We start from the raw sequence: 11,466 nt of genomic DNA, 5'->3' as shown, positions 1-11,466 counted from the left end.
GGCTAGCTTGGATGGTTCACGCCAGGTTAAGGCCTGGCTGAGCGGTGGTTTGACTGTTTGCTTAATTTTTGGCGATCGCATGGTGTTTGAGATCGGTCAGAGAGACATGCTCGACGGCGGCGGCGTGGGTGGCCTCCAGAATCACCGGGGGAGCAACGCCCGCTTCCAGGGCCTCCTGCCAGCGGGCGGCGCACAGACACCAGCGATCGCCCGGTTTGAGCCCCGGGAACTGAAAGGCCGGTACAGGGGTAGACAGGTCATTGCCCTGGGCTTTGGTGAAGGCTAGAAATTCTGCTGTCATCTCGGCGCACACCACGTGAACCCCCATGTCCCCGGCGCCGGTACTGCAGTAGCCGTCGCGGTAGAAGCCGGTCATGGGTGCGGTGCAGCAGGGAGCCAGGGCGGTGCCCAGGACATTGGTGGCGGTCGTCATCGGGGAAATCCTTTGGGAACGGGGCCAGACTGTCTTCAATCTACCGCAAGGGCCAAAATGCTAAACTGCGGGGGCAGAGATGACCGCAGCGAACCGCACCCCCGGTTCTTTCACCGCACCGATATCGCATCGATGAAACTTAACCCAGGCCAATCTGAAGCGGCAGCGGCGATCGAGGTGCCCATCAGTATTGCGCCGATGATGGATCGCACCGATCGCCACTACCGCTACGCGATGCGGCAGATCACCCGGCACACCCTGCTCTACACGGAGATGGTGACGGCCCAGGCCATTGTGCACGGCGATCGCGACCACCTGCTGGGCTTTACCTCCGCCGAAAAACCGCTGGTGCTGCAGGTGGGTGGCGACGACCCGCAGATGCTAGCCACCTGCGCCCGGGCGGCCGCCGACTTTGGCTACGACGCCATCAATTTGAATGTGGGCTGCCCCAGCGATCGCGTCCGCAGCGGCAACTTTGGGGCCTGCTTGATGGCTCAACCGGAGCGGGTGGCCGACGGGGTGGCGGCGATGATGGCGGCTAGCCCCCTGCCGGTCAGCGTCAAGCACCGAATTGGGATAGACGATCGCGATCGCTACGAGGACATGGTGCACTTCGTCGATGTCGTGGCTCAGACCGGCTGTCGGCACTTCACGGTTCACGCCCGTAAGGCATGGCTCCAAGGGCTCAGCCCCAAGGACAACCGCACCGTGCCCCCCCTGCGCTATGGCGATGTCCACCGCCTGAAGCAGGCGTTTCCTCACCTGTGGGTTGAAATTAACGGCGGTTTCACCACCCTTGACCAGGTGGCTGCCCAGTTGGGTTCGGTGGATGGCGTCATGGTTGGGCGAGCCGCCTACGACCATCCCTACCTGTTTGCAGCGGTTGATCAGCGCTTTTTTGCCGCTGGCGAGCCTCCCCTGAGCCGTCAGCAGGTGGTGGAAGCCCTACTGCCCTACATCGACCACTGGGTGGGCCGGGGCCTCAAGCTGAACAAAATTACTCGCCACCTGCTGATGTTGTTTGCCGGACAGCCCGGCAGCCGCCTGTGGAAGCAGATTTTAACCGAGCAGTCCTGTAAGCCGGGGGCCGGGGTGGAGGTGGTGCAGCGGGCCCTGGCGGCGGTACAGCGGCAGGGCGAGATTCAAACTCAGCTAGGGAGCCTCACTCAGCCCTTGGGTTCCTGGGGCTAGGGACACAGGAACCCAGGCAAAGGGGTAGACGTATTCATCGATGCGGGTGAGGGACCGGAGGTCGGTGCCGTCGGGGCGCACCTGGTGCAGCACCAGGGTACCGAGGGCATCGTCGGGCGGGGTAGCGGTAAACGCAATCCAGTCCCCAGTCGACGACCACTGGCTGTCCAGAATGTTCTGCAAGGGCTGGGTAGTGAGGGGGGTAAACTCCTGATCGACTAGATCGAGGCGAAACAAGATCTGCGCTCCGGTCTGCGCCCCGGAGGCCAGCACCAGCTGCTGACTGTTGGGGGCCCAGCTGAGGGCATCGTAAAAACCAGGCCGGGTCAGCACCTGGGTTTCGGCGGTGTTGACATTGACCAGGGCGACCACTTCCTGGTTGCTAAAGGGCGGATTAACCGGTTGGAAAAAGGCGATGTAGCGGCCATCGGGCGACCACAGCACCCGACTGCGATAGATTTGAAAGTTGGGCGCAGGGGTCAGCACCCGGCGATCGCTCCCGTCTATCCGTACCACATTGAGCCGCTGGAAGGGGTAGTTGCCCTCGTAAAAGGCTAGCCGAGTCCCATCCGGCGACCAGGCCAGGGGGCTGCCCGCCGCGCCGTAGGTGCCGGGGGTTTGGGTAATCCGGCGTGGTCGGCTGCCGTCCAGGGCCGCAACAAAGATATGTTGTCCGGCCACGTAGGCCACCTGACGCCCATCGGGGGCTAGGTACATATCGGACTCCAGGGTTGCAGGGGCGACATCCAAGGGGGTGAGCCCTCCGCTGGCCGGGCTGAGGAAAAGCTTGACCTGGCCCAGTTCTCCAGCGATCGGGGAAGGGCAACGCTGAAGAATGACTAGATCACCACCGCTTTGCCAGGCCAGATCGAGGGTGGGCGGCCGCTGGCAATCGCTGGTAAAGACCAGTTGCGGGGCATCGCCCCCCGGCTCCAGGCGATAGACGTCGCCATAGTTTTGCACCACCGCCAGCCGCTCCCCATCCCGCGACCAGGCCAGGGCATTGACCAGGCGATCGCCCTCGGGCAGCAGAGTTTGGCGATCGCCCCCTTCCGTTCCCAGGCGAAACAGCCCCTCGGGGGTGACAAACGACAGATCGGCCGCCTGGGCTGTCGTCAGGCTAAAGGCCATTAGCCCAGTGGTAAACACCGCCACGGAGGGTCGCATCACAGTTCCTATATCCTTGAGCATTCTATTGGGTGATCATAGCCAGGGTTAGCGCCGCTATGGCTAACGATTGAGCCATCGGGTTAATCAGCCCACTGTTCACAGCTATCCGGTTTCTGGGATGCTAGAAGCAGACCCTCGAGTAACCAAGTCTCTAGCCCTGAGGCGGCAGGCCAAGGCTACGCCGGGAGGTTGGCAACGATGTTGTATCTATTCTCCAGTCCATGAACATCATCAGCCTGTTTTTTATATTTCTAATTGTCTCCTCCCTGCAGCCTGCTATTCAGCGGCGGCTGGTGGAGTCACGACGCATCAACGCCATTCGCAGTTTGGAACAGCAGCGGGGCAGTCGGGTGATTTTGCTAATTCATCGCCAGGAGTCGATCAGTCTGCTGGGGATTCCCATCTCTCGATTTATCAATATCGAAGATTCTGAGCAAATCTTGCGGGCCATTCGCCTCACCCCAGCTAACGTGCCCATCGACCTGATCCTGCACACCCCTGGCGGTCTGGTGCTGGCCACCGAGCAGATTGCCCGAGCGCTGATTCGCCACAGCGCTAAAGTGACGGTATTTGTACCCCACTACGCCATGAGCGGTGGCACCATGCTGGCGATGGCCGCCGACGAGATTGTCATGGACGAAAATGCTGTGCTGGGGCCAGTGGATCCGCAGCTGGGCAATGTGGCCGCCGCCAGCATTCTCAGGGTGCTGGAAGACAAGCCGCCCGACAAAATCGACGACCAGACCCTGGTGACCGCCGACCTGGCCCGCAAAGCCATCAGCCAGGTGCAGCGGTTTGTGCGCACCCTGCTGGAGGATGCCGTTCCCCAGCAAAAGGTGGACCCGGCCAACATCGACAAAATTATCGATCGCCTCACCACCGGCCAGGTCACCCACGACTACCCGATCGCCGTGGAAGAAGCCACGGATATGGGTCTGCCGGTGACGGTGGGCCTACCGCTCGAGATCTACAGCTTGATGGATCTCTACCCCCAGCCGATGATGGGACGGCCCACCGTGCAGTACATTCCGCTGCCGTACCAAAATCCGCCGTCGCTGCCGGTGAGTAAGGGGCGAGCGGGCTGAGGTGATGGCGTTGCTGAATGCAGGTATGAAACGCCCCCCCAGCCCCCCAATTCTGATACCAATGGCGAAATCCACATTCGTTAACAAACTTGCGGGGAAGTTGCTTGCGAAGGCCCCCCAACCCCCAATTCTGGGGGAGTAAGAGCTTCAAAGTCCCCCCGGATGGGGGGATTTAGAGGGCCATCATCGGGAAATTGGATTGCGACATATTTCGCCAGCGGTATCAATTCTGGGGGGAGGCGAAATCTCAAAGTCCCCCAGCATTGGGAGATTTAGGGGGCGATGAAAGGATGTTTAGTTTACAGATTCATTACTCAATTCACCAACGCCGGTTCTACGTATCGCGGGCCAAATAATCCACGATCGCGTTCGCAATCTGTTCGTTGCCGTCTTTGGCGATCGCCTCGGTGGTGCGGGGCGGGTGCAGCGGCTGGGTCATAAACTCCCATTCGCCGTGGAAAAACTCCTCTGGGGTCAACACCCGATGCCAGCTGTGGTTCTGCAGGCCGTTGACCAGCACCGGGCCTTCGGCAAAGTCATCGCGGGTAATTGTAATGATCGGCACCTCCAGGCGGCAGGCCTCGGCAAAGGTGCTAAACCCCGGTTTTGACACCACCCGGCTACACAGGGGCATGACATCCACCGGGCGAAACCCCTGCCGGGGCACTTTAAACAGGTTGGGCAACTCAGGCGCACCGTGGTCAAAGGTGAGAAACTGCCAGTCTGGGAACCGAGCCAGGTGGTGGTAGGGAATGCTCTGCAAGCCCAGCCCGCCAAACGTTAGCAGCACCGTCTGCCCTTGAGGGACCTGGAGGTTCCACTGGCTGCTGAGCGCCTCTGGCCGGTAGCGGGGCGTACCGCCAGGGAGACCCACGTCTTCGACCACCGGGAAAGCGGCCATTGCCTCGTGGAAGGGCAGCCGAAACAGGCGATCGCACTGGCGGAAGCAGTCGCCAATCCAGTCGGCAACAGTGTCGAACTCAGGGCCCAGGCGGCGGTAAATGAAATCCCAGCCGAAGTTGCTCATCATCCAGCAGGGGATATCGGCGGCCTGGGCGATCGCCGTGGCCAGAGGCGGAATGTCGGCCAGTACCAGATCCACACCGCGCTGCCTCAGATAGGTGGCCTCGGCGGCCACAGTCGTCTGCTGCTGAGCCTGAATTTCCTCCAGCTTGGCCAGGGTGGCGGGCAAATCCATCCTCAAGCTGTCGGGTTGGACAATACCGATATCGAGGGCGACCGGGCGATACTCGTATTCGACCGCCAGGTACTCATCCAGCAGCCACTGGGGGGCGGTGGTGGCCATCACCAGATCCACCTCGGGCCACAGGGCCTTCACCGCAGCTGCTACGGCCGCCGATCGGGTCGCGTGGCCAAAACCGTGGTTGGTCACAGACAGGTACAGGGTGGGACGGGACATCACAGACCTCTCTCAACTTAAAAAGGCCCGCCTCGGGAGGAGACGAGCCTTCGCTGCGGTCAGGGCAAAACCCTACAGCTGGGGTACAAACTGCTGCTTATCGGGCACTGAGGTGTATTCCGACACGATCTGGCGGAACTCATCGCCGTCGATGGTTTCGCGCTCCACCAGCAGATCGACTAAGCGATCGATCAGGGCGCGGTTTTCCTCCATGATGCGCTTGGCGTTGGCGTAGCAGTGATCGACAATGCTGCGCACCTGACCATCAATGCGCGACGACACCTCTTCGGAATACTCCGAGCGCGAGAGCCAGTCGCGGCCCAGGAACACTTCGCCCTGGGAGCTTTCCAGGGACAATGGACCCAGGTCGGACATGCCAAACCGGGTCACCATCTGGCGGGCCATGTTGCTCACCTGCTGGAGGTCGTTGCCAGCCCCCGTGGTCACTTCCGCGTCGCCAAAAATGACATCTTCAGCGGCGCGTCCGCCCAGGGCACCGGTAATGCGGGCCAGGATTTGAGCGCGGGAGATCAGCATCTGCTCTTCGCTGGGGGTAAACCAGGTGAGGCCCTGGGCCTGCCCGCGAGGAATCAGCGTCACCTTTTGCACCGGGTCGTGGTCTTTGACCAGGGTGCCAATGATGGCGTGGCCGATTTCGTGGTAGGCAATCAGCCGCTTGCTCTTGCTGTCCACCAGGGGGGTGCCCTCCATCCCCGCGATCACGCGGTCTACGGCGTCGTCCACTTCGGCCATAGTCATGGCGTCCTTGCGGCGGCGGGCGGTGAGAATGGCGGCCTCATTCAGCAGGTTGGCCAGGTCAGCCCCAGTAAAGCCGGGGGTGCGGCGGGCGATCGCCTCGAGGGAAATATCCTCGGAGAGCTTTTTGTTGCGGGCGTGGACTTCGAGAATTTCGATCCGACCCTTGATGTCGGGGGGATCGACCATCACCTGGCGATCGAAGCGGCCGGGACGCAGCAGGGCCGAGTCGAGCACGTCCACCCGGTTGGTAGCAGCAATAATGATGATGCCGGTGTTGCCCTCAAAGCCATCCATCTCGGTGAGCAGCTGGTTGAGGGTCTGCTCCCGCTCGTCGTTACCACCACCAATGCCTGCACCCCGCTGACGACCCACCGCGTCAATCTCATCGATAAAGATGATACAGGGGGCGTTTTCCTTGGCCTTTTTGAACAGGTCGCGGACGCGGGAGGCCCCTACACCCACAAACATTTCCACAAACTCCGAGCCAGAGATGCTGAAGAAGGGCACACCTGCTTCACCGGCGATCGCCTTGGCCAGCAGAGTTTTACCCGTTCCGGGAGGACCGACCAGCAGCACACCCTTGGGAATGCGGGCACCAATGGCGGTAAAGCGCTCTGGCTTCTTCAAAAAGGTGACAACCTCTTGCAGCTCTTCCTTGGCTTCGTCAATGCCAGCCACATCGTCGAACATGACGCCGGTCTTGGCCTCCATCATGAAGCGGGCCTTGGACTTGCCAAAGTTCATTGCCTGGCCAGGGCCACCCATCCCACCATTGGAGCGGCGGAACAAAAAGAACAGTCCACCAATCAACAGCAGCGGAAACAGCAGGTTGCCCAAGGCTCCGACCAGCGCTCCGTCGTTACGCGGCGGGTGGGAGTCGAGGCTGATATTGGCGGTGCGAAGACGGCTAACCAGGTCAGGGGAGTTGCCCGGCAGGTCTACCCGCCAGCGCATCACCCGGTTGTCCAGGTCGGGGTCTACGGCTTCGACAATGGCGGTGCGGCCACCGTCGTACAGATCTACCGCCGTCACGCGGCCCGCGTCCAGGTAGTCTAGAAAGCGACCATAGGTAAGGCGGGTGTTGGCCGCATTGAGCCCCATGTCAGCGGGGGCCGAGGAAAACGCTCCTTGCCACAAGAAAAACCCTATCACCAGCAGCGGCAGGGTCCACAGTAAGGCTACTCGCCACGAAAATTTCATACCTATGGCCTCTATTGATTAACGTGCACAGTGTTAACAACTCTTCTGTTAACAGATCTTCAGCAAACAAACATTGACCAAGCCTGGCCCTACATCCATGATGCCTGGAACAAGATGTTTCCGGGTTTAAGGAGCAAAGCCATAAATTTGCAAGGAATTATGAGATAAATCTTTACTTAATGTAACGTAAGCGGCGGGCCTCGGGCAAACCTTCCGTATTAATTACTTTAGCGGGTTACCGAGGGCAAGCGTTCTAGCTCCCCAGGCTGTGATCCCAGGGAAGCCATCAACCTCGTACCTCAGCCCCAATTGACAGCCCCCTAGGGGCTGACATCAATTAGCTGCTAAACGCCCAGAAATTAAGCGTTACAGCCCCTAGCCTGTCGTTTGGGTCGGGTGTGGCAAAGCTTGATATACCGAGCTTTTGACCACACTTGATGCCCTGCCCTAAACCAAGGCCAGGGCTGTCTGCAAACGGGCGACATCAAACCCGCGCTGCCGCAGAATCAGCCACGATTCCATCAGGTCTGGCCCCTGCAAGGCACCCATCAGCGCCGCCCGCAGCGATTTCATTACCAGCCCTTTCTTAACTCCCTGGGCCTTGGTCACCTCGTTTACCAGAGCCTTCAGGTCGTCTAGGGTTTGGGGAGATGTCTCTGTCAGCCCGGCCACGATGCTTTCCAGTACCGCTGGCACACCGTCAAGCTGCACCTGGGCCCTGGCGTCGTCAGTAAAGGGCACCGTTTCGCTGACGAAAAAGCGGCTTTGCTCCACCACATCTGTCAGTCGGGTAAGGCTGGGGCCGAGCAGGCCCATCACCGGCAGTAACCAGAGCTGGTCGGCATCGCTGAGACGATGCCCTGCCGCCTCCAAAAAAGGCTGAGCTAGGGCCAGCAATTCCGCCGCTTCCAGGTTGTGGAGGTACTGGCTGTTGAGCCAGTCGAGCTTGTCCCAGTCGAACTTGGCCCCGGCTTTGTTGACGCGATCGAAGCTGAACTGTTTGGCGGCTTCCTCGAGGGTGAACTGCTCGGCAGCGTCGGGGGCGGACCAGCCCAGCAGGGTCATGTAGTTGGCCAGGGCGGGGGCGACAAAGCCCATTTTTTGGAAATCGCCGATGGAGGTGACGCCATCGCGCTTGGAGAGCTTTTGGCCGCTCTGGTTGAGAATCAGCGGCGTGTGGGCAAACTCGGGCACCGCCGCTCCCAGGGCTTCGTAAAGCAAAATTTGCTTGGCGGTGTTGGCGATGTGGTCTTCGCCGCGAATGACGTGGCTGATCGCCATATCGATGTCATCGACAACGACGGCCAGGTTGTAGAGGGGTTGACCGATGGTGGTTGCCGAGGAGGCGCGGGCCACGACCATGTCGCCGCCCAGGTCGCTGGCCTGCCAGGTGACGGGGCCGCGCACCATGTCGTTCCAGGTGATGGTGCGGCTGTCGTCAATTTTAAAGCGAATGACGGCGGGACGACCCTCGGCCTCAAAGGCGGCCTGCTGGTCGAGGGTGAGGTCGCGATGGCGGTTGTCGTAGCGGGGCGCCTGGTTTTTGGCCTTTTGGGCTTCGCGCATGGCCTCGAGTTCGTCGGGGGTGTCATAGGCGCGGTAGGCCAGGCCCTGATCCAGCAGGGTCTGGATGGCCTGGCGGTAGAGGTCGAGTCGCTGGGACTGAAACGATGGCCCCTCATCCCAATCGAGCCCCAACCACTTGAGGCCGGAGAGAATGCTTTCGGTGAATTCTGGCTTGGAGCGCTCTTCGTCGGTGTCTTCGATGCGAAGGATGAATTGGCCCCCCTCGTGGCGGGCGAACAGCCAGTTAAAGACCCCCGTGCGGGCGGTCCCAATGTGCAGATTCCCGGTGGGGCTGGGAGCAAGGCGAACGCGAACGGTCATGGGGATTCCTGCACTCTCGACAACTGTTTCTGGACAGTCTCTTATTTTAGGGGGTGGGGCGACGGCCTTGGGCATCGACGCACCAAAATCGGCGTTGCTGAATGCAGGTATGAATCAGGTTATGAATCAAAAAAACCGCGACTCTCGTGGGGACAAAAGTGGGGACAAAAGTGGGGACAAAAGGCCGTTGGGTGCATCTCACTTTTGCAAGGTTGCTGCCCTCATCCCCCAACCCCTTCTCCCCAGGGAGAAGGGGAGCCGAATTTCAAAGTCCCTCTCCCTGAGGGAGAGGGACTTAGGGTAAGGGTGACATAACTGGGATGCACCACGGCCGTTTTCCCCTGCCGAAACAACCGATATTCAGAAAGTTCACTAAGGCCATCAAGCTCCGGGGCAACAGCTCTGCGAACCCTCCGTAGCTGACCAAATTGGGGAAAGTGTCTCGCCGGTTAGCCAGGACTGTTTGCTGGTAGCAATCCTTGAAGGTCCGATAGCTCGACCGATGGAAAGCAATTTGGGGGTGAGAGAGTTTCAGTTTTCGTAACCATCCTGGCCACAGCCTATCTTGCCCGTAGGTTAGAGGCATAGATTTGGGAGGAGCCTGAGGACGATGTGCAGACTGAGATTTTGCTTGCCCCTGGGTGCGATCGCCCTGGGCAGCGCCATCCCACTGGCGCTTATCCCTACCAGCCTGCGGGCCGCAGAGCTAACTATCCCTGAGTTGTCGCCGGTGCCGCCTATTGTGCAGCGTCAGCAGTACAACCGCGATCGCCAGGTGATCGAACGCACCCAGGCAATGGTCTCCGACCCTATCGCTCGTCGGTTGGCCGAGTCCTTCAATCTCAACGTGCTGAATGTCACCTGGGAAGATACCGGGCGCTTTTACGGGTCGGCGGTGGGGCCAAACATCAGCGACATGACTATTCAGGTACAGCAGCAGGACCCAGGCACCGGGCGCTACCAGCTTCACCTGATGCCGGTGATTCGTCACCCCAACTTTGAGGACATCAGCGCCGATATTCCCCTCGACAAATTCTTTGTGCAGGTGGGCAATGAAAAGGCCGAAGGCCTGCGCCGGGTACCCCTGGCTGAGGTGCTGGGCGATTTGCGCCGCTACCTGCACAATCCAGACTCCTGGGCGGGGCGGCGACAGTCTTTGCTGGCCCCCCGGCGCGACAGTCACGTCCTGGTCAGTGCTCAGGCCTGCTTTTTGCCCATTCCCCAATCGGGACTGGCTACCTTCAATCCGGTGCTGTTTAACTATCAGTCGCGACCCGGCGACCCGGCGGTGCTGACTATTCTCGCCACCCGCGAGGGCACCAGCATAACGGTGATCGATAACCAGCGGGACGGGTTTGAAGCGGGGCATACCTGGGGACAGCGGTTATTCTTCAACAAAAACGGCGAACGGGCCAGCTTTACGGGCCAGCGCCTGAGCGATTTTCAGGTAGCCCAGCCCGGCGATCCCAACAGCCTGCGCCCGGGCAGTGACGTGATTGAGGATCATACCGAGGGCCTGAACATGGTGCTGCTGATTCAGGTGCCGCTCAAGCAGCGGACCCCGATGCAGCAGTCCTTTGACGGCATTGCGCCCCTGGCCCCTTCCCCGGCTATGGAGATGAGTCGTGCCCCCAGCGATGTGGAGGCGGCCGTGATTGGCCACGGCGCTGTGGAAGGTCCATTCACCGAAATTGACAACCTCGCCATTGAGCGCGACCCCGATTACCCGATCCGGGTCACGGTGCAGTTTTACAAAGCCACCAGCAATGGCGTGGTCTCGGAGGCCGACATAGCCGAGATTCGCCAGCAGATCGATCGCGTCTATGCCGATGCCGACTACGTGGGCAGCCTGGTGGTGGATGGCCCTAGCGATGGTCAAGGACCGGCCAGAGGCCAACGCCCCACGGAGCACGACGGCCCCAAGGATGAGCCGGCTGACTGGTGGCAGCGGTTCTGGCGGTTCCAGCGCGGCGGCGCCAGGGATAACACGCCCTAGCGCTCAATGGTGAACCCATTAAAATGAGCTGCTCCAGGGTAGGGTTCAGCCTCTACCTGGGTCACTTGAGCCCCTGCGGGTCCCCGGCTGGCCCAATCTAGCAGGGAGTTGAGCTGCTCGCTGGTACCCACGGCCACAATCTCAACGGTGCCATCGGGCCGGTTGCGCACAAACCCTTTCACGCCCAACCGTTGGGCTGTTTGGCAGGTGTGGTAGCGAAATCCAACGCCCTGCACGACTCCGGACACGATGGCTCGAACCTGTTCCATTGGCTTCTGCTGGGTAGGTTGATGGGAGAATGCCTTGGGTTGATGGGCACCACCTC

At 60.6% G+C, this 11,466-nt stretch carries 9 protein-coding genes; 3 read left to right on the top strand and 6 right to left on the bottom strand.

What is annotated here, in order from left to right; translation table 11 throughout:
* Positions 1–61: 61 nt before the first annotated feature.
* Complete coding sequence (locus tag NF78_RS12445) at positions 62–433, bottom strand: DUF2237 family protein (protein ID WP_035986777.1); 372 nt, start codon at positions 431–433, stop codon at positions 62–64.
* 132 nt (positions 434–565) lie between these two features.
* Here NF78_RS12445 and dusA point away from each other — a divergent pair, with 132 nt between their 5' ends.
* Positions 566–1,624, top strand: coding sequence for a tRNA dihydrouridine(20/20a) synthase DusA (gene dusA, locus NF78_RS12440; protein WP_052050655.1), 1,059 nt, complete (start codon positions 566–568; stop codon positions 1,622–1,624).
* Here dusA and NF78_RS12435 read toward each other — a convergent pair.
* Positions 1,586–2,794, bottom strand: a complete 1,209-nt coding sequence (locus NF78_RS12435; RefSeq protein ID WP_197064822.1) for a PD40 domain-containing protein — start codon at positions 2,792–2,794, stop codon at positions 1,586–1,588. The genes dusA and NF78_RS12435 overlap by 39 nt on opposite strands.
* 221 nt (positions 2,795–3,015) lie before the next feature.
* Between NF78_RS12435 and NF78_RS12430 the strand changes: the two genes are divergently transcribed.
* Positions 3,016–3,879: an SDH family Clp fold serine proteinase gene (locus NF78_RS12430; RefSeq protein ID WP_035986773.1), complete on the top strand. Its 864-nt coding sequence runs from the start codon at positions 3,016–3,018 to the stop codon at positions 3,877–3,879.
* 334 nt (positions 3,880–4,213) lie between these two features.
* On the opposite strand, the gene NF78_RS12425 is transcribed toward NF78_RS12430, so the two are convergent.
* The 3 genes from NF78_RS12425 to gltX form a co-directional block, all read right to left on the bottom strand.
* Entirely contained in the window at positions 4,214–5,299 is a 1,086-nt protein-coding gene (locus NF78_RS12425) for a glycosyl transferase (protein ID WP_035986770.1), read from the bottom strand.
* Positions 5,300–5,371: 72 nt separating this feature from the next.
* Positions 5,372–7,258, bottom strand: coding sequence for an ATP-dependent zinc metalloprotease FtsH2 (gene ftsH2 / locus NF78_RS12420; RefSeq protein WP_035986767.1), 1,887 nt, complete (start codon positions 7,256–7,258; stop codon positions 5,372–5,374).
* 447 nt (positions 7,259–7,705) lie between these two features.
* Positions 7,706–9,145 carry a glutamate--tRNA ligase gene (gltX, locus tag NF78_RS12415; RefSeq protein ID WP_035986765.1) on the bottom strand — a complete coding sequence of 480 codons (1,440 nt, stop codon included), beginning with the start codon at positions 9,143–9,145 and terminating at the stop codon, positions 7,706–7,708.
* Between the two features lie 610 nt (positions 9,146–9,755).
* Here gltX and NF78_RS12405 point away from each other — a divergent pair.
* Positions 9,756–11,141 carry a hypothetical protein gene (locus NF78_RS12405; RefSeq protein ID WP_035986760.1) on the top strand — a complete coding sequence of 462 codons (1,386 nt, stop codon included), beginning with the start codon at positions 9,756–9,758 and terminating at the stop codon, positions 11,139–11,141.
* Here NF78_RS12405 and NF78_RS12400 read toward each other — a convergent pair.
* Positions 11,138–11,410, bottom strand: coding sequence for an acylphosphatase (locus NF78_RS12400; protein ID WP_035986757.1), 273 nt, complete (start codon positions 11,408–11,410; stop codon positions 11,138–11,140). The two genes, NF78_RS12405 and NF78_RS12400, sit on opposite strands and share 4 nt — an antisense overlap.
* Positions 11,411–11,466: the final 56 nt, after the last annotated feature.

The organism is Leptolyngbya sp. KIOST-1, assembly GCF_000763385.1.
Taxonomy (GTDB): domain Bacteria; phylum Cyanobacteriota; class Cyanobacteriia; order Phormidesmidales; family Phormidesmidaceae; genus Nodosilinea.
The sequence above is the reverse complement of the archived record's forward strand: the minus strand, read 5'-3'. Positions and strand labels throughout refer to the sequence as shown.